The 17,373-nt window shown below is 53.8% G+C and carries 19 protein-coding genes; 14 read left to right on the top strand and 5 right to left on the bottom strand.

The window, feature by feature from the left end:
- From rfaF to MX657_RS00600, 5 genes are read left to right on the top strand one after another with little or no spacing between them, the layout of a single operon-like run.
- Nucleotides 1-1,047, top strand: a complete 1,047-nt coding sequence (gene rfaF, locus MX657_RS00620) for an ADP-heptose--LPS heptosyltransferase RfaF (RefSeq protein WP_346806955.1) — start codon at nt 1-3, stop codon at nt 1,045-1,047.
- Between the two features lie 3 nt (nt 1,048-1,050).
- Nucleotides 1,051-2,034, top strand: coding sequence for a lipopolysaccharide heptosyltransferase RfaC (rfaC, locus tag MX657_RS00615; protein WP_119916654.1), 984 nt, complete (start codon nt 1,051-1,053; stop codon nt 2,032-2,034).
- Nucleotides 2,035-2,037: 3 nt separating this feature from the next.
- Nucleotides 2,038-3,138 (top strand): glycosyltransferase family 9 protein, encoded by a 1,101-nt coding sequence (locus MX657_RS00610; protein WP_346806953.1) that lies wholly within the window; start codon nt 2,038-2,040, stop codon nt 3,136-3,138.
- Between the two features lie 5 nt (nt 3,139-3,143).
- Nucleotides 3,144-4,052, top strand: coding sequence for a glycosyltransferase family 2 protein (locus tag MX657_RS00605; RefSeq protein ID WP_346806952.1), 909 nt, complete (start codon nt 3,144-3,146; stop codon nt 4,050-4,052).
- Entirely contained in the window at nt 4,040-5,254 is a 1,215-nt protein-coding gene (locus MX657_RS00600; protein WP_346806951.1) for an O-antigen ligase family protein, read from the top strand. Before MX657_RS00605 ends, MX657_RS00600 begins: the two co-directional genes overlap by 13 nt.
- 24 nt (nt 5,255-5,278) lie before the next feature.
- On the opposite strand, the gene MX657_RS00595 is transcribed toward MX657_RS00600, so the two are convergent.
- Nucleotides 5,279-6,235: a polysaccharide deacetylase family protein gene (locus MX657_RS00595; RefSeq protein WP_346806949.1), complete on the bottom strand. Its 957-nt coding sequence runs from the start codon at nt 6,233-6,235 to the stop codon at nt 5,279-5,281.
- Nucleotides 6,236-6,385: 150 nt separating this feature from the next.
- Here MX657_RS00595 and rfaQ point away from each other — a divergent pair, with 150 nt between their 5' ends.
- From rfaQ to coaD, 7 genes are all read left to right on the top strand, one after another.
- Nucleotides 6,386-7,456, top strand: a complete 1,071-nt coding sequence (gene rfaQ, locus MX657_RS00590) for a putative lipopolysaccharide heptosyltransferase III (RefSeq protein WP_346806947.1) — start codon at nt 6,386-6,388, stop codon at nt 7,454-7,456.
- Nucleotides 7,453-8,580, top strand: a complete 1,128-nt coding sequence (locus MX657_RS00585) for a glycosyltransferase family 4 protein (protein ID WP_346806945.1) — start codon at nt 7,453-7,455, stop codon at nt 8,578-8,580. The genes rfaQ and MX657_RS00585 overlap by 4 nt, the downstream gene beginning before the upstream one ends.
- 2 nt (nt 8,581-8,582) lie before the next feature.
- Nucleotides 8,583-9,683 (top strand): glycosyltransferase, encoded by a 1,101-nt coding sequence (locus MX657_RS00580; protein ID WP_265195308.1) that lies wholly within the window; start codon nt 8,583-8,585, stop codon nt 9,681-9,683.
- 11 nt (nt 9,684-9,694) lie between these two features.
- The gene (locus MX657_RS00575) at nt 9,695-10,684 is read left to right on the top strand and encodes a glycosyltransferase (protein ID WP_346806943.1); all 990 of its coding nucleotides are present in this window, start codon (nt 9,695-9,697) and stop codon (nt 10,682-10,684) included.
- A 66-nt stretch (nt 10,685-10,750) separates the two neighbouring features.
- Nucleotides 10,751-12,025, top strand: coding sequence for a lipid IV(A) 3-deoxy-D-manno-octulosonic acid transferase (gene waaA, locus MX657_RS00570; RefSeq protein ID WP_080329829.1), 1,275 nt, complete (start codon nt 10,751-10,753; stop codon nt 12,023-12,025).
- Nucleotides 12,025-12,795 (top strand): glycosyltransferase family 2 protein, encoded by a 771-nt coding sequence (locus MX657_RS00565; RefSeq protein ID WP_346806942.1) that lies wholly within the window; start codon nt 12,025-12,027, stop codon nt 12,793-12,795. Before waaA ends, MX657_RS00565 begins: the two co-directional genes overlap by 1 nt.
- A 3-nt stretch (nt 12,796-12,798) precedes the next feature.
- Nucleotides 12,799-13,278 (top strand): pantetheine-phosphate adenylyltransferase, encoded by a 480-nt coding sequence (gene coaD, locus MX657_RS00560; RefSeq protein WP_346806940.1) that lies wholly within the window; start codon nt 12,799-12,801, stop codon nt 13,276-13,278.
- A gap of 2 nt (nt 13,279-13,280) precedes the next feature.
- On the opposite strand, the gene mutM is transcribed toward coaD, so the two are convergent.
- The 4 genes from mutM to radC all read right to left on the bottom strand — a co-directional run bounded on the left by mutM (nt 13,281) and on the right by radC (nt 15,476).
- Nucleotides 13,281-14,090 carry a bifunctional DNA-formamidopyrimidine glycosylase/DNA-(apurinic or apyrimidinic site) lyase gene (gene mutM, locus MX657_RS00555; protein ID WP_346806938.1) on the bottom strand — a complete coding sequence of 270 codons (810 nt, stop codon included), beginning with the start codon at nt 14,088-14,090 and terminating at the stop codon, nt 13,281-13,283.
- A 72-nt stretch (nt 14,091-14,162) separates the two neighbouring features.
- On the bottom strand, nt 14,163-14,330 hold the full coding sequence (rpmG, locus tag MX657_RS00550; RefSeq protein ID WP_003024094.1) for a 50S ribosomal protein L33: 168 nt from the start codon (nt 14,328-14,330) through the stop codon (nt 14,163-14,165).
- Nucleotides 14,331-14,352: 22 nt separating this feature from the next.
- Nucleotides 14,353-14,589, bottom strand: coding sequence for a 50S ribosomal protein L28 (rpmB, locus tag MX657_RS00545; protein ID WP_002436699.1), 237 nt, complete (start codon nt 14,587-14,589; stop codon nt 14,353-14,355).
- A 218-nt stretch (nt 14,590-14,807) separates the two neighbouring features.
- On the bottom strand, nt 14,808-15,476 hold the full coding sequence (gene radC / locus MX657_RS00540; RefSeq protein WP_252002747.1) for a RadC family protein: 669 nt from the start codon (nt 15,474-15,476) through the stop codon (nt 14,808-14,810).
- A 173-nt stretch (nt 15,477-15,649) separates the two neighbouring features.
- Here radC and coaBC point away from each other — a divergent pair, with 173 nt between their 5' ends.
- Complete coding sequence (gene coaBC / locus MX657_RS00535) at nt 15,650-16,861, top strand: bifunctional phosphopantothenoylcysteine decarboxylase/phosphopantothenate--cysteine ligase CoaBC (RefSeq protein ID WP_218729047.1); 1,212 nt, start codon at nt 15,650-15,652, stop codon at nt 16,859-16,861.
- The gene (gene dut, locus MX657_RS00530) at nt 16,839-17,297 is read left to right on the top strand and encodes a dUTP diphosphatase (RefSeq protein WP_015570042.1); all 459 of its coding nucleotides are present in this window, start codon (nt 16,839-16,841) and stop codon (nt 17,295-17,297) included. Before coaBC ends, dut begins: the two co-directional genes overlap by 23 nt.
- Nucleotides 17,298-17,373: the final 76 nt, after the last annotated feature.

Below are 17,373 nucleotides of genomic sequence, written 5' to 3'. Positions count from 1 at the left end.
ATGAAGATTCTGGTGATCGGCCCGTCATGGGTGGGCGACATGATGATGTCGCAAAGTCTCTATCGCACGCTCAAGGCGCGTTATCCCCAGGCGATAATCGACGTGATGGCACCCGCATGGTGCCGTCCGCTGTTATCGCGTATGCCGGAAGTAAACGAGGCGATCCCGATGCCGCTTGGCCACGGGGCGCTGGAGATCGGCGAACGTCGCAAGCTCGGCCATAGCCTTCGCGAGAAGCGCTATGACCGCGCGTACGTGCTGCCAAACTCCTTTAAATCCGCCCTCGTGCCTTTCTTTGCGGGCATCCCGCACCGTACCGGCTGGCGCGGTGAAATGCGCTACGGCCTGCTGAACGACGCGCGAGTGCTGGATAAAGAGGCCTGGCCGCTGATGGTGGAGCGCTACGTGGCGCTGGCCTACGACAAAGGCGTGATGCGCAGCGCGAAAGACCTGCCGCAGCCGCTGCTGTGGCCGCAGCTTCAGGTTAACGACGGGGAGAAATCCCAAATCTGTAACGCGTTTGGCATTTCGTCCGAACGCCCGATGATTGGCTTCTGCCCTGGCGCGGAATTTGGCCCGGCGAAACGCTGGCCGCACTACCACTACGCCGAGCTGGCAAAACAGCTGATCGACGAAGGTTATCAGATTGTCCTGTTTGGCTCGGCAAAGGATCACGAGGCGGGCAACGAAATTCTCGCCACGCTGAGCACCGAGCAGCAGGCCTGGTGCCGCAATCTGGCCGGCGAAACGCAGCTCGAGCAGGCGGTTATCCTGATTGCCGCCTGTAAGGCCGTGGTCAGCAACGACTCTGGTCTGATGCACGTCGCCGCCGCACTGGACCGTCCTTTGGTCGCGCTGTATGGCCCAAGCAGCCCGGACTTCACGCCGCCGCTGTCGCACAAAGCGCGCGTAATTCGTTTGATCACCGGCTACCACAAGGTACGCAAAGGCGACGCCGCAGAAGGTTACCATCAGAGCCTGATCGACATTACCCCCCAGCGTGTTCTCGAAGAGCTCAACGCACTGCTGTTGAGCGAAGAAGGATAACGGATGCGGGTATTGATCGTAAAAACCTCCTCGATGGGCGATGTTCTGCATACGCTGCCGTCGCTGACGGACGCCGTGCGGGCCATTCCCGGCATCCGTTTTGATTGGGTGGTGGAAGAAGGCTTCGCGCAGATCCCCACCTGGCATGAAGCGGTTGACCGCGTGATCCCGGTGGCGATTCGCCGCTGGCGCAAAGCGTGGTTCTCCGCACCGATTAAGGCCGAACGCAAAGCCTTCCGCGAGGCGGTGCAGGCGCAGCGTTACGACGCGATTATCGACGCGCAGGGGCTGGTCAAAAGCGCCGCGCTGGTGACGCGTTTAGCGCACGGCATAAAGCACGGCATGGACTGGCACACCGCCCGCGAACCGCTGGCGAGCCTGTTCTATAACCGTCGCCATCATATTGCGAAGCAGCAGCACGCTGTGGAACGCACCCGCGAGCTGTTCGCGAAAAGCCTGGGCTATGCGAAACCGGAAACCCAGGGTGACTATGCCATTGCACAGCATTTTTTGCACAATACAGATCCCTCTGCTCAGCCTTATCTTGTCTTCCTGCATGCCACAACGCGCGACGATAAGCACTGGCCGGAAACGCACTGGCGAAGGCTGATTGAACTAATGCAACCCGCCGGTATCCATATTAAACTCCCGTGGGGCGCTGAGCATGAGCGGCAACGTGCGGAGCGTCTGGCAGCAGGCTTTACCCACGTCGAGGTGTTACCCAAACTCACGCTGGCACAGGTTGCCGCAGAGCTGGCAGGCGCTAACGCCGTCGTTTCCGTGGATACGGGTTTAAGCCATTTAACCGCGGCGCTGGATCGTCCAAATATCACTCTTTTTGGCCCGACCGATCCCGGCCTGATCGGGGGCTATGGCAAAAACCAGCATCAGATGGTCAGCCCGACTCAGCAAACGAAGGATATCAGCGCAGATGCAATTTTTTCATTTTTACAGGGCAGCCATTGGCTTTCCAACAGGGATATTTAACCCATGAGTTACGTATTTCTGCTGATTTTACTCTTTCCGGTAAAGCTTCTCCGAAAGCTGTTCCGCAAAGAGACAGGGAAAAACCTGGTCATTCAGACAGCCAAAATCGGCGATTTTGTTAATGCAACGCCCCTTCTGGCCTGGCTGCAAAAAAGCGACGTGCTCATCAGTCGCGGCGTAGGCGCGCTGGCGAAGAATGATGAGACAATCGAAGAGATTTTTTTTATCGAGCAGCATAAGCGTAACCTGTGGCGAAAGCTGCTCTTTGCCTGCAGGATCATGAACCGCTATGACAACGTCTATCTCCTGCAACCCAACAGCGTAAATCTCTTTTTCGCCTCCGTGTGCAATGCTAAAAACAAGCAATTTTTGAGCACTTACACGCGCAGGTGGTATCACGGTATTTTCTATGCAACGGCAGACGGTACGGTTGAGCACGAAAAGAAGACGCTGTCCGTCACGAACTATCTTAAGCTGGCGGATCGCTCGCTGACCTGGAAAGACTCTCCCAAGCATGCCACAAAGCCACTGTTTAAACCCGCAACCTATCCGGCTATTCTTGATAAACCCGGCGTTATCCGCATTGGCATCAGTATCGCCGCAGGGAATAAAGCGAAAACCGTTCCACCGGGCATCTGGAAACGGATTGCCGATCGCCTCGCCGACCTGCCCTGCGAGTTTTACGTGTTTGGCGCGCCAAATGAACAATCATGGATGGACGATATCACCCGCGCTTACGGTGAGTTGCCCAACTTTATTAATCTTATTGGCAAGCTCTCGCTGGAAGAACTTCCGTGGGCCATTTCTAAGATGGACTGCTATATCGCGTCTGACTCCGGAAATGTCTATATTGCCGATGCAGTGGGCGTGCCGGTCGTCTTACTGTTCGGCCCGTGCTGTCACTACGAGCAGCGCCCGCTTGGCAACGTGTTGCTGATAGGCAACGATGACAACATTTGCTCGTATGTTTTTGAAACTCGTTATTACTTCTCACAAAGCCGGGAAGAGCTCTTCGCGGTAACAGATGAATCGCTGGACGAACTCAAATATTTCATTTGCGGGCTGCCAACAGCAAATTCTGCCTTTGATGCGCAGGGAAACTAATTACTATGGCTTTTCTCAGCATCATTATTGCCGTACATAATGCCGAAAACACGCTTCACGCCACGCTGGAAAGCCTGCAAAACGCGATAGAGAATGCAGGCGATGATGTAGAAATCATTATCTTTAATGACAGTTCCGATGATGCCACTCAGGATATCATTGATACGTGGTTACCAAAGCTTCCGAATGCGCAATCCCGATACGTTGAGTACCGTAACGTAGGACATGTTCGAAACGGCGCGGTCTCTCTGGCATCAGGCGAATACATTACGATGCTGGATAGCGATGACCTGTTGAAACCAGGCAGCATCCGGGACGCCGTCGCATTCCTGAAAGCAGAGCGGCCTGATATGCTGCTGACGCGCCTGCTGGAAATACGGGACATGCGGAAAATCACCTCCGACTGGCAGGGATTCACGCCTGCCATATTGTCGCAAAGCGATGCAATAAAGCGTTTCCTGCAGCACAAAGATTTTCAGGCGCATCTCATCGGGCAATTCGTGCATCGCAAACTTTATGCACGCAATCCGATCCCTTCAATGGTTTGTTATGAGGATTTCGCGGTATTTCCCGGCATGCTGATGCAAGCGGGTAAAATATTCTACCAGCGTCAGGGGCACTATTATTACATCAAACGCAGCGACAGTTTATCGAGCCGTCTCGACGCCGGTAAAATCACTACGCTCGTTGAATGTACGTTACAGATGGAAAAAACATTCCCGCGCTCGTTTAAGCATCTTGTTAATTGCCACTGGTTTGATATCTACAGTAACCATCGGCAACATCTGACCGACCCGCAGCTCATACTGGTTAAGCAGCGGGTAAACGCACTTTATTCTTTCTCTTTCTTCCTCTCCGGAGATGTACGTTTCAGCTACAAAAAAAGGGTCATTGAGGCATTATGGAAAAAGTAAAACTGCGGCTCTATCAGCTGACGCTGATTTTGAGCCTCATTTCGTTTGCACTGGCGCTGGTGAGCTCAGGTAAACAACGTGAATTTTTCTATATTGCGGTTTATGCCAGCATTATCGGCTTAGCTTGCGAATATAAAAAAATCACCCTGTGCCCCTTTTCAATCGCGCTCCCCATATTGCTGATTGGGTTGCTCAATCTTGTCTGGTATATGGTGTACGAATATCATAGCGAAGGTTTAAACGCTTACAGCGATTATCTGGGTGCCAGTAAGAAACTGATCTTAGCGAGCGTTCTCGTTTTCTATCTTGACCGCTTTAAAACTTACGTCGATAAACGCGCTTTCCAGAAGTACTTCCTGTACGCGGCAGGTGCAGGGTTTGTCCTCGCCACGGGATATGGCTTGTGGCAGGCGACGCAGGGTGTAGATCGTGTTGAGATGGCCATAAATCGTCCTACCGTATCGGCCTATGTTTACTCTGTTCTGTCGCTGGCGTTGGTATACAGTCTTTATCTTCAAAAAAACAGAAAACTGTATGTGGTAGCGGGTTTCACCGTATTAATTTCCTGGTTCGTCATTCTTTTGACGGGGACGCGTGCTGCAATGGGGCTGTATTTGCTTCTGGCGATTGTGCTAACGCTTTACCACTTCAGAAGAATTCATCTTAAATCGATGCTCATTTTCTTATGTGTTGTGGCGGGCATTATTATCGTTAGCTACAAGCCGTTGATCTCGCCAAAAATAGATCAAACGCAGATGGAAGTAGAGCGCTACCAACAAGGCTATGACGCCACGTCACTCGGCGCGCGTTTTTCCATGTGGATTGTTGGTATTCAGAACGGACTTGCCCACCCACTGGGACAATCAATTGAAGAGCGAGAGGTATGGACGCAGCGTTATATTCAAGAGGGGCATCCCCACCTCGTCTCGGCGCTGCAGTATATTAGGATACATCTGCACAACGAATTCATCGAAAAATACTCCCTGCAGGGGCTTCCGGGTCTGGCGATATTACTCTTTTTCTTCGTTTCGATGATCGCGTACGCGCTGAAGAACAGAAATGGCCTGCTGCTATCGACCATGCTGCTTTTATTACTTTATGGCCTGACGGACGTTATTTTACTGAGCTCAGAAGCCCTAATCTTCTTTGTCACCGTGTTTGCACTGAGCACACCGTTCTCGCAAACCAGACAACATCACTAAGCGATAATGCCCGCCTGGCGGGCATTATTTTTTCTTGTATTGATAAAACTCCGCCAGCGTCATCCCTGTCGTCTTATCGGATAGCCAGCTAAAAAGCGCTTCTAAATCCTGATATAACCCTTCAATCGCCGCTTCGTCTTTAAACGTAGGACTTCCACCCGGCATAAATTCAGACGAGTGAAGCATAAACTCCACATAATCCTGCCCCTGCGACAGGCATTGCTGCGCCACCTGAATCATCTGCGAGGCATTGCCACCGGTCGGTCGTAGCCAGTTCACGGAGGGCGAACGATATTTACCGCGAAGCCGATCGTATCCCTGTTTGATCGTATTCAGCCAGGCCGGATGTTTATACTGAATGCTCATCGGCACTTCGAGTAAGGGGCTATTGCCTGCCCGGGAAATCGTATCCAAATCCATAAAATAGGCATGGTCGGGGAAATGCTGATAATCCGTTCCGCCATTCCCCTGCGGGGCGCCTTTCGCGTTGCGCCAGTTCACGCGCGGCGTCACGGAGCAATCAACCTGGTAGCCCAGCTCAACGAGCAATTTTGCATAGCGGCTATCAAATGACCAACGACCGGCGCGGTGGCTCAGCATTTTGGTCTGGAATGTCTCTTCCAGCAGACGGGTCATGTACAGCACTTTCTCACGCATCATCTCGTCTGAAAATTCAATCAGATAAGGTTGCCAGCGCCAGTCATCTCCCGTGAGATCGTGCTCAGGGGGGCTATTCCATGCGTGAAGGTGCATTCCCACCTCCCCCTGACCACGGGCGATCACGTCCCTTGCGAATTCGATGAAAACGGGCTCGATCGCCATCTCATAGTTTGTCAGCCAGACGGGCTTAAAACCAAAACGCTCACACAGGGTCTGGAACCGGGCCAGATAGCGCGCGTTTTCCGTTTTAATGACGCGGTGGTTCTGCCAGAGATTATCGCCCTCAGTATCAATCGTGATGATAAACGCTGGTTTTTTCATAATGAGTCCGCAAGACAGGGAAGTTAGCGCTATGTTACGCACTCTCCAAAGCCTGAGTAAACCCTTCCTGGGAAATTCCTGAGATTATGGAGAAAGAGTGCAAGTCGCTATCAGGTCTATTAGAATTGCCAACAGTACAACGCCGATAAGATGATGATGAATAACTTACCTGACACGCCTGATTTGCGCATTTTACTTATCAAACTCCGCCATCACGGCGATATGTTGCTGACCACTCCCGTCATTGATTCATTACGTCAAAAATGGCCGCAGGCACAGATTGATGTGCTGTTGTATGAAGAAACCCGCGATATGCTCGCTGCGCACCCGGCGATCGGTACTGTTTACGGGATCGATCGTAAATGGAAGCAGCTGGGCACGCTGAAACATCTGCAAAAAGAGTGGCAGTTGCTCAGCACGTTACGAAAACAGCACTATCACCTGGTGATCAATCTTGCCGATCAGTGGCGCAGCGCTATCGTCACCCGTTTCACCGGTGCGCCGGTTCGACTTGGCTTCGCTTTTAACAAGCGCAACAACGCATTCTGGCGGTTTTGCCATAGCGATTTGGTCTCTGTGGCCGGTCACAACACGCTACACACTGTCGAACAGAACCTCGCCATTTTGTCGCCATTACCGGTAACCGCTCAACCTGCTGTGACCATGGCCTACCGTGCCGAAGACTGGCACGACGCTCATCAAAAGCTGAGGCAAAACGGTGTGGGCGACAACTACATCGTGATTCAGCCTACGTCGCGCTGGTTCTTTAAATGCTGGGACGAAGGCAAAATGGCGCAAACCATCACCGCGCTGCAGCAGGATGGTCACACTATCGTACTCACGGCCGGGCCGGATAAAAAAGAGCTGGCGATGATCGAACGCATTCTCGCCACCTCACCGAAGACGGGAGTCGTCTCGCTGGCGGGCCAGCTCACGTTGCGCCAGCTGGCCTCACTTATCGATCACGCGCGTCTTTTTATTGGCGTTGACTCCGTTCCAATGCATATGGCCGCCGCGCTGCAGACGCCCTGCGTGGCGCTGTTTGGTCCTTCCAAACTGACGTTTTGGTCTCCATGGCAAGTCAACGGTGAAGTCATCTGGGCTGGCGACTACGGCCCCCTCCCCGATCCCGACGCTATTGATACCAAAACGAAAGAACGCTATCTCGACGCCATTCCTGTTGATGCTGTCGTCTCCGCTGCAAGGAGATATTTGCCATGAAACACCATCGTCTGGCGATTGTTCGCCAAAAATATCGCCCTGATGGCGGAGCGGAGCGCTTCGTTTCACGTGCGCTCACCGCGTTGAGCAACCAGAATCTTGAACTCAACGTCATTACGCGTGAGTGGCAGGGCGAGAAGCAGGACGACTGGCATATCCATATTTGCGACCCACGCAAATGGGGCCGAATTAGCCGCGAGCGCGGGTTTGCCCATGCTGCCCGTGCGCTGTGGCAGCAACAGCAGTTTGATATTGTGCAAAGCCACGAGCGAATTCCGGGCTGCGACATTTACCGCGCTGGCGATGGCGTCCATCGACGCTGGCTGCTGCAGCGCGCGCGCATTCTGCCCGCCTGGCGCGCGAAAATGCTGATGGTCGACCGCTATCACCGCTACGTGATGCACGCCGAACGTGAAATGTACCAGGCGCCCGAGTTGAAAGCGGTTATTTGTAATGCGGAGATGATCAAACGCGAAATCGTAGAAGACTTTGATATTGACGCAAAAAAAATACATGTGATTTATAATTCAATAGATTCCACCCGTTTCGTTCCGGTTGAAGAGGCACAGCGTATTACACTACGTCAGCAGTTTGGCTTGCCAGCCGATGCCGTAATATTTTGCTTCGTTGGGTCAGGGTTTGAACGAAAAGGCCTGGCCAGCGCTATACGCGCTATCGCAGGCACAGCAGCCTGGCTGATTGTGGTGGGACAGGATAAAGCAGAAAGCCGTTATCGCGACCTCGCCCGCTCATTAGGCTGCGAAGGTCAAATCCGCTTCCTGGGGGTGCAAAAAGAGACGCTGCCTTTTTATCAGCTATCCGATGGTTTACTGCTGCCAACGCTGTATGATCCCTTTCCAAACGTCATTCTTGAAGCGATGGCCTGCGGATTGCCCGTCATTACTTCAGAAAGTTGTGGAGGTGCCGAATTTATTCAGCAAGGCCGGAACGGATTTTATTGTGACGCACTTGATATCCACACATTGAAGGAAGCGATTGCTGCAACCCCTTCTCTGGGAAAAAATAACAATATGGGGCAAGCGGCACGTGAACGTGTTAAAGACGCCACCCCTGAAAAACTGTCAAGTCAGCTTATTACGCTTTATCAAAAATTACTGGATTAAAAATGCGCATCCTAATGATTATTGATGGTTTACCCGGTGGGGGAGCTGAAAAAACGGTTCTTACACTTTCCAGTGGATTAACAGAGATGGGGCATCAGGTCTCTCTCTTCTCTCTGCGGAAAGTGTGCGACTACGCCATCCCGGAAGGCATCGATTATCAGGTCGTTCAGGATACCTGCAAAAAACCGTGGCGAAAGCTGACGGAGATCCCACGCCGCGCCCGTCTGCTGGATCAGGCAATTGAGCGGGCTGAACGCAGTGGAAAATTTGACGTGGTGTTCTCTCACCTGCACAAAACGGACCGCATTGTGGCGCACTGCCGCGCGCTGGAGCGTGATAAAGTCTGGTTCTGCGTGCATGGCATGTTCTCGTTCTCTTATCTTCGCCATCGCAGCGGGCTTTCACGCTGGTTTAAACACCTTAAAATTCGTCATACCTACGAAAACCGAAACGTTGTCGCCGTCTCCGGCGCCGTGTTGAAAGATCTTTCAGAGACGCTGGCCCTCAAGCTTCGGCGCCAGGCGGTTATCCACAATCCTTTCGATATCCCTGAAATTCAGCGTCTGGCAGGTGCTCCCTTTGAGATGCAAGGGGAGGATTACATCATCCACGTAGGCCGCTTCCATGAACACAAGCGTCACGACCGCCTTTTACGCGCGTTCGCGCTGAGTCAGCTTGACACTACGCTTGTCATGATGGGCAATGGTTCCGACGCCAAAATTCAAAAGCTCAAACAGCTTGCCCGCGACTTGGGTATTGAAAATAAAACGGTTTTCCGTCCCTTCGACGCCAACCCTTACCCCTGGATAAAAGGGGCACGCCTCTTAGTGTTAAGTTCTGACTGCGAAGGTTTTGGTAATGTGCTGGTGGAATCCATTATCTGCCAGACGCCACCGGTCAGTACCAATTGCCCCGGCGGCCCCGCAGAAATCCTCACCGGATCCTTAGCGCGCGGGCTGGCAGAGCTAGATGACGCGTCACTGGCAAAAACGCTGGTGGACATTTATACCGCCCCACCGGTCGTTGGCGATGCAACGATTGCGTCGTTCGGTATTAATGCCATTTGCCAGCAATACATTGCTTTGGTCGACAATCAAAAATAATCAGGTTTCTTATGCAAAATTCAGCGCCATTGTTAAGCGTGGTGGTTGCCGTATATAACGGCGAAGCTTTTCTGGATCAGTTCTTTACCTGCCTTGTGAATCAACGCATCGACAGCATGGAAGTCATCATTGTTAATGACGGCTCGACTGACCGCTCGCTGCAGATCGTCGAAAGCTGGCGTGAAAAACTGCCGCAGCTGCAGGTGATTGAACAGCAAAACCAGGGCGTTTCCATCGCGCGTAATACCGGCCTGGCCGTTGCAACTGGTCAATATCTCTCTTTCCCGGATATTGATGACGTCTTCAAACCAGGCATGTACCAGCGTCTGCTGGATATGGCCGTTACGCAGGATCTGGATGTCGCCACCTGCAACGGCAACTACGTCTGGGAAAATGATAAGAAACCATCTCGTCCTATCTTCCCTGAGGATAAACTCGCCTCGACGGGCGTTATGACGGGCCCGGCATGGCTAAAAATGGCGCTGGATTCGCGTAAATTCCTGCACGTGACCTGGCTTAATATCTACCGCCACGATTTTATCCGTAAGCACCGTTTCCATTTCGAACCCGGCCTGCGCCATCAGGATATCCCGTGGACCACCGAAGTGTTGCTTGCCGCAGAGCGCGTTCAGTACACCAGCGAACGCTTTTATGACTACTACATTCACTCTGCCTCGGTATCGCACATGCCGGATAATGACGACACGCTGATTCGCTCCGCGCGCCATTACATGAAAATCCTGCAGATGCTTGATGCCATTAACCAGCGTTACCCGGATAAAGTGAAAAATATCCCCGCCTGCCACTGGCAAATCGCCAAAGAGGGGCTCGGGATCATTCATACCTTCGACAACATGAAGGATAAGACGAAGAAAACAATGATTATCAAAGAGTTCTTCGATACCGGGATCTGGAAGCTTATCTGGAAAAGTGCCAAAAGCCCGCGTTTGCGCTGGCGCCTGGGCCGACGCTACTTCCGTTTAAAACGGTATCTGGCATAAGAGATAGCTTTACCTGGCTTAAATGCTTAGAATTTGCCCGCCGAAACTAAAAAGACGGATAATCGCTTGGAATTGTTGTATACCGCCCTGCTCTATATCATTCAGCCACTGGTGTGGCTGAGACTGTTGCTTCGTAGCCGTAAAGCGCCTGCGTATCGTAAACGCTGGGCTGAACGCTATGGCTTTTGCCGCAATAAAGTCGCCCCGGACGGTATTTTGCTCCATTCCGTTTCTGTCGGTGAAACGCTGGCGGCAATCCCGCTGGTTCGCGCCCTGCGTCACCGCTACCCATCTCTGCCGATAACCGTCACCACCATGACGCCAACCGGCTCAGAGCGCGCGTTATCCGCATTTGGTAAAGACGTGCATCACGTCTATCTGCCTTACGATCTGCCCTGCGCCATGAATCGTTTCCTGAACACCGTTCGCCCGAAGCTGGTGATCGTGATGGAAACCGAACTGTGGCCGAACATGATTTCCGCTCTGCATGCCCGTAAAATTCCGCTGGTGATTGCCAACGCGCGCCTGTCTGAGCGTTCGGCGAAGGGCTACGGCAAGCTGGGCAAATTTATGCGTCGTCTGCTAAGCAAAATCACACTGATTGCCGCGCAAAATGAAGAAGACGCGGCGCGTTTTATCGCGCTGGGCCTGAAACGCAATCAGCTTGCCGTAACCGGCAGCCTGAAATTCGATATTTCCGTGACCCCTGAACTGGCTGCCCGCGCCATCACGCTGCGTCGCCAGTGGGCGCCGCGTCGTCAGGTCTGGATTGCGACCAGTACTCACGACGGCGAAGAGGCGATTATCCTCCAGGCTCACCGTAAGCTGCTGGAAACATTCCCGGATTTACTGCTGATTCTGGTTCCCCGCCATCCTGAGCGTTTTAAAGATGCCCGTGAAATGGTGCAGAAAGGCGGCTTCAGCTTCACGCTGCGCAGCAGCGGAGAGATCCCCTCCGGCAGCACTCAGGTAGTGATTGGCGATACGATGGGCGAGTTGATGTTGCTCTACGGCATTGCTGACCTCGCGTTTGTCGGCGGCAGCCTTGTCGAGCGCGGCGGTCATAACCCGCTGGAACCCGCAGCACACGCCATTCCGGTGCTGATGGGCCCACACACGTTTAACTTCAAAGATATCTGCGCGAAATTGCAGCAGGCCGATGGTTTAATTACCGTGACCGATGCGGATTCGGTCGTCAAAGAGGTATCGACCCTTCTGACGGACGAAGATTACCGCCTGTGGTACGGTCGCCACGCCGTCGAAGTCTTGCATCAGAATCAGGGCGCACTCACCCGTCTGCTGCAGCTTCTGCAACCTTATCTGCCTCAGCGGAGCCACTAATGTCAACGCGTCTGTCGGTCGTGATGATCGCCAAAAACGCCGCCGACCTGCTTCCGGACTGCCTGGCCTCCGTCGCCTGGGCCGACGAAATTGTTATCCTCGACTCCGGAAGCACGGACAACACGGTGGACGTTGCCCGGGCAGCGGGTGCAAAAGTCTTTACCGATACTGACTGGCAAGGCTATGGCATCCAGCGCCAGCGCGCACAGGGGTATGCCACCGGTGATTATGTGCTGATGCTCGACACCGACGAACGCATCACGCCGGAGCTTCAGCAAGCCATTCAGGCCGTACTCACCGCTCCTCAGCCTGGCGCGGTCTACAGCATTGCGCGTCGTAACTACTTCCTTGGCCGCTTCATGCGCCACAGCGGCTGGTATCCCGACCGCGTGATGCGCCTCTACGAGCGCGAGCGCTATCAGTACAACGACAACCTGGTCCATGAGTCACTGGCCTGCGACAGCGCCCGGGTCATCCCCCTGACGGGTGATTTGCTGCACCTGACCTGCCGGGATTTCGCGAGCTTCCAGCAAAAGCAGCTCAACTATGCCACCGCATGGGCGCAGGAGCGTCACCAGCGCGGCAAGAAGGCTTCGCTGACGGGTATCTTCACCCATACGCTGGGGGCGTTCCTGAAAACGCTGCTGCTGCGCGGCGGCGTGCTGGACGGTAAGCAGGGCTGGTTACTCGCGGTAGTGAATGCCCAGTATACTTTCAACAAATACACCGAGCTGTGGGCGCTCTGCCGCGGCTACTCAGAGAAAACGTGAGCCATGAGCACAAAAGCGATTTATCCGGGTACCTTCGATCCGATCACTAACGGTCATCTTGATATCATTACCCGTGCGGCGAGCATGTTCGACAAGGTGATTCTGGCGATTGCCGCCAGCCCCAGCAAAAAACCGATGTTTGATCTCAACGAGCGCGTGGCGCTTGCCACCGATGCGATTGCGCACCTGCCGAATGTTGAAGTCGTCGGGTTCAGCGACCTGATGGCGAACTTTGCTCGCACCCAGCAGGCCAATATTCTGATTCGTGGTCTCCGCGCGGTGGCAGATTTCGAGTATGAAATGCAGCTGGCGCACATGAACCGCCACCTGATGCCGGAGCTGGAAAGCGTATTCCTGATGCCGTCAAAAGAGTGGTCGTTTATCTCGTCCACGCTGGTGAAAGAGGTGGCGCGCCATCACGGGGACGTTACCCATTTCCTGCCGAATAACGTCCACCAGGCGCTGATGGAAAAGCTAAAGTAGCCCTATTTCTGACACTGACGGCAGTAGAAGGTGGCGCGCTGGGCGTGCTTCGCGGCAACGATCGGCGTCCCGCATACCCGGCATGGCTCACCTTTACGGCCATACACCTGCAGCTCCTGGGCAAAATAGCCCGGTTTACCGTCGCTTTGCAGGAAGTCCTTCAGCGTCGTCCCGCCCTGCTCGATAGAGCGCAGCAGTACCGCTTTAATGACCCGAACCAGCAGCTCACACTCCTGCGCGGACAGCGACGAGGCCAACCGATCGGGATGGATCCCGGCCGCAAACAGCGATTCACTGGCGTAAATATTCCCCACGCCGACCACCAGCTTGTTATCCATCAGCCAGGGCTTAATCGGGGTCTTTTTCTTCGCGCACTTCTCTTTCAGGTATTCCGCGTTAAACGCGTCTGAGAGTGGTTCAGGCCCGAGATGCGCCAGCACGTTGTGTCCGTCGAGCTCCTTCGTCCACAGCCACGCGCCAAAACGCCTTGGATCGGTGTAACGCAGCACTTTGCCGTTGCTCATCACCAGATCGACGTGGTCGTGCTTTTCCGCAGGCAGTTCTTCAGTGAGGATGCGCAGGCTCCCCGACATCCCAAGATGGATAATAATCCAGCCGTCAGGTAGCTCCAGCAGCAGGTATTTCGCGCGGCGCTGCACGCTAAGGACGGGTTTGTCGCTTAACGCGTGGATCTCATCGGACACCGGCCAGCGCAGTCGCCCATTGCGAACGACAGCATGAAGAATAGTCGCGCCGACCAGATGGGGCTCAATGCCGCGACGGCTGGTCTCTACCTCAGGTAATTCAGGCATGGTTCCTCCGTTGAGATGCAGAATGCAAAAAACCCCGCAGTTGCGGGGTTTTTCAATACAAGGAGGCTAAAATTATTTGATTTTAGCTTCTTTGTACAGTACGTGCTGGCGTACAACTGGATCGAATTTTTTCAGTTCCAGTTTTTCCGGCTTAGTACGTTTGTTCTTCGTGGTGGTGTAGAAGTGACCTGTACCAGCAGAAGAAACCAGCTTGATTTTCTCGCGAATACCTTTAGCCATGATTTATTTCCTCTTTAAGTACTTAGTACTTTTCGCCACGGGCACGCAGTTCAGACAGAACTGTATCGATGCCTTTCTTATCGATTACACGCATACCTTTAGCAGATACGCGCAGGGTGACAAAACGCTTCTCGCTCTCAACCCAGAAACGGTGAGAGTGCAGGTTCGGCAGGAAACGGCGTTTAGTCGCGTTCAGTGCGTGGGAACGGTTGTTACCGGTCACCGGACGCTTGCCAGTAACTTGGCAGACTCGGGACATGTCTATTCTCCAAAAATCAAATTAGCTCGAGCTTCGTATGGGGTATCGGCGCCTCGTCAGGCTTTACAGCCCGGTCATCGCGTAGTTCTAAGTGAACTCTCGATTGCCAGGCCCAAATGCCAAACCCGAGATTCTCAAAGGTGGCGTAGTATACGCTGACTCGGCGGTGTGCTCAAGTCCCGAACAGACAAAGATCCCGATGGATCGCCAGAAATAGCCTAAATCCAGCCATGTTCGGCAAAAGAAATGTACTCTCCGCGGCCAATTATCAAATGGTCCAGCACACGAATGTCCATGAATTGACAGCATTTGATAATGCGTTCGGTGATTTCTTTGTCAGCTCTGCTCGGTTCTGCACAGCCAGAGGGGTGATTATGCGCGAGGATCACGCCCGCTGCATTCACTTTTATCGCTTCACGCACAATTTCACGCGGATGTACCTCAACGTGGCTCAGTGTACCTGAAAACAGGCGGCTGTGCTTCAGTACCCGGTTCCTGTTGTCGAGAAAGATCACCATAAAGATCTCGCGTTCGACATCGGTTAACTGGCTTTGCAGGAATTCACGCGTCATCGCGGGTGTCAGGATAGGATCTTCCATCTCCATGCGGACGTTGTAAAAACGGCGGGCAAGTTCAGCAATGCCCCTCAACTGGGCATATTTCGCCACGCCAATTCCTTCAACGTTTTTAAATTGCACCAGTTCGGCGGTCAGCAAACCATACAGTGAACCGAAATGCGCAATCAGCTCTTTTGCCAGCGTAAAGACCGTTTTTCCCGGTGTCCCGGTCCGCAAAAAGAGCGCCAGCAACTCGTCATCTTTTAACAACGTGACGCCATAGCGCAGCATTTTTTCACGCGGCAATAGCAGTTCATCCTCTTCTTCCATGCTCTTTCTCCCTGTGTTTATTCACATGCTGCCACAGCAGGATCGGGGACTCGACGGCGACGTTACGTTCTTGCGTAGCGCCTCGCAAAGTGACCAAAGGACATCATCACCCCGTTTTAGGGATTGTGATAAAATGCCCGCTCTCTGGTGAAACCCAACAGGAAAGAATCATGATGAGCCTGGCCGGTAAAAAAATCGTTCTTGGCGTAAGTGGCGGTATTGCCGCCTATAAAGCGCCGGAGCTGGTGCGTCGTCTGCGTGAGCGCGGGGCGGATGTGCGGGTCGCGATAACGGAAGGCGGTAAAGCCTTTATCACCCCTCTGAGCCTGCAGGCGGTTTCAGGTTACCCGGTATCTGACAGCCTGCTCGATCCCGCAGCCGAAGCCGCGATGGGCCACATTGAGCTGGGTAAATGGGCAGACCTGGTTATTCTTGCCCCTGCCACGGCAGATTTAATTGCCCGCGTGGCGGCCGGAATGGCGAACGATCTGGTTTCGACCATTTGTCTCGCAACGCCAGCACCCGTCGCCGTCGTGCCGGCCATGAACCAGCAGATGTACCGCAACGCTGCCACCCAGCACAACCTGGAGACACTGGCCTCGCGCGGCCTGCTTATCTGGGGCCCGGACAGCGGCAGCCAGGCCTGCGGCGACGTTGGCCCGGGGCGTATGCTCGACCCTCTGACGATTGTCGATATGGCCGCCGCCCATTTCTCGCCTGTCAACGACCTGCAACATCTCAACATCATGATTACCGCGGGCCCGACGCGCGAGCCGCTGGACCCGGTGCGTTACATCACCAACCACAGTTCCGGTAAAATGGGCTTTGCAATTGCTGCCGCAGCGGCAAAACGCGGTGCTAACGTCACGCTGGTCAGCGGCCCGGTTTCGTTACCTACGCCACCTTTTGTGCAGCGTATTAATGTGACCACCGCGCTGGAGATGGAAGCCACCGTGCAGGCCCATGCGCAAAGTCAGCAGATTTTTATCGGCTGTGCGGCCGTGGCAGACTATCGCGCCGAGACCATCGCCGAGTCGAAAATCAAAAAGCAAGGCGATGAATTAACACTGAAAATGGTGAAAAACCCGGACATCGTTGCTGGTGTCGCCGCATTAAAAAGCCATCGTCCTTACGTTGTTGGGTTTGCCGCAGAAACGAATAATGTGGAAGAATATGCCCGGCAAAAACGTACCCGCAAAAACCTCGATTTAATTTGCGCGAACGACGTATCGCTGGCCACGCAAGGATTTAACAGCGACAGCAACGCACTGCACCTTTTCTGGCAGGATGGAGATAAAATCTTACCGCTTGAGCGCAAGGAACTCCTGGGCCAACAATTACTGGACGAGATCGTTACCCGTTATGATGAAAAAAATCGACGTTAAGATTCTGGACCCGCGTGTTGGTGAGCAATTCCCGCTGCCAACCTATGCCACCTCCGGCTCTGCTGGACTTGACCTGCGCGCCTGTCTCGATGACGCCGTAGAACTGGCTCCGGGTGCTACTACCCTGATCCCGACTGGCCTTGCGATCCACATTGCTGACCCGTCTCTGGCAGCAGTAATCCTGCCGCGCTCTGGCCTGGGACATAAGCACGGCGTTGTACTGGGTAACCTGGTCGGCCTGATCGACTCCGACTACCAGGGTCAGCTGATGGTGTCCGTCTGGAACCGTGGTCAGGACAGTTTCACCATTGAACCCGGCGAGCGTATCGCGCAGATGGTCTTTGTACCGGTGGTTCAGGCAGAATTTAACCTGGTGGCAGACTTTGATGCCACCGACCGTGGCGAAGGCGGCTTCGGCCATTCCGGGCGCAAATAACCGCCCGACATATACGTATCTCGCAGCGCCATAATGCAATAACAAACCGCAAACGTCAGTTTGCGGTCGCTGTGTG

This window comes from Enterobacter chuandaensis, from assembly GCF_039718975.1.
GTDB lineage: Bacteria > Pseudomonadota > Gammaproteobacteria > Enterobacterales > Enterobacteriaceae > Enterobacter > Enterobacter chuandaensis.
This window is presented reverse-complemented; position numbering and strand designations above follow the sequence as displayed.

Excerpts from the sequence above, each read along its gene's own strand:
- rfaC (WP_119916654.1), top strand. The coding sequence starts at position 1,051 with ATGCGGGTATTGATCGTAAAAACCTCCTCGATGGGCGATGTTCTGCAT.
- mutM (WP_346806938.1), bottom strand. The coding sequence starts at position 14,090 with ATGCCTGAATTACCTGAGGTAGAGACCAGCCGTCGCGGCATTGAGCCC.
- radC (WP_252002747.1), bottom strand. The coding sequence starts at position 15,476 with ATGGAAGAAGAGGATGAACTGCTATTGCCGCGTGAAAAAATGCTGCGC.
- coaBC (WP_218729047.1), top strand. The coding sequence starts at position 15,650 with ATGAGCCTGGCCGGTAAAAAAATCGTTCTTGGCGTAAGTGGCGGTATT.
- MX657_RS00595 (WP_346806949.1), bottom strand. The coding sequence starts at position 6,235 with ATGAAAAAACCAGCGTTTATCATCACGATTGATACTGAGGGCGATAAT.
- MX657_RS00605 (WP_346806952.1), top strand. The coding sequence starts at position 3,144 with ATGGCTTTTCTCAGCATCATTATTGCCGTACATAATGCCGAAAACACG.
- coaD (WP_346806940.1), top strand. The coding sequence starts at position 12,799 with ATGAGCACAAAAGCGATTTATCCGGGTACCTTCGATCCGATCACTAAC.
- rpmB (WP_002436699.1), bottom strand. The coding sequence starts at position 14,589 with ATGTCCCGAGTCTGCCAAGTTACTGGCAAGCGTCCGGTGACCGGTAAC.
- dut (WP_015570042.1), top strand. The coding sequence starts at position 16,839 with ATGATGAAAAAAATCGACGTTAAGATTCTGGACCCGCGTGTTGGTGAG.
- rpmG (WP_003024094.1), bottom strand. The coding sequence starts at position 14,330 with ATGGCTAAAGGTATTCGCGAGAAAATCAAGCTGGTTTCTTCTGCTGGT.
- MX657_RS00585 (WP_346806945.1), top strand. The coding sequence starts at position 7,453 with ATGAAACACCATCGTCTGGCGATTGTTCGCCAAAAATATCGCCCTGAT.
- rfaF (WP_346806955.1), top strand. The coding sequence starts at position 1 with ATGAAGATTCTGGTGATCGGCCCGTCATGGGTGGGCGACATGATGATG.
- MX657_RS00580 (WP_265195308.1), top strand. The coding sequence starts at position 8,583 with ATGCGCATCCTAATGATTATTGATGGTTTACCCGGTGGGGGAGCTGAA.
- MX657_RS00610 (WP_346806953.1), top strand. The coding sequence starts at position 2,038 with ATGAGTTACGTATTTCTGCTGATTTTACTCTTTCCGGTAAAGCTTCTC.
- MX657_RS00575 (WP_346806943.1), top strand. The coding sequence starts at position 9,695 with ATGCAAAATTCAGCGCCATTGTTAAGCGTGGTGGTTGCCGTATATAAC.
- MX657_RS00565 (WP_346806942.1), top strand. The coding sequence starts at position 12,025 with ATGTCAACGCGTCTGTCGGTCGTGATGATCGCCAAAAACGCCGCCGAC.
- rfaQ (WP_346806947.1), top strand. The coding sequence starts at position 6,386 with ATGATGATGAATAACTTACCTGACACGCCTGATTTGCGCATTTTACTT.
- MX657_RS00600 (WP_346806951.1), top strand. The coding sequence starts at position 4,040 with ATGGAAAAAGTAAAACTGCGGCTCTATCAGCTGACGCTGATTTTGAGC.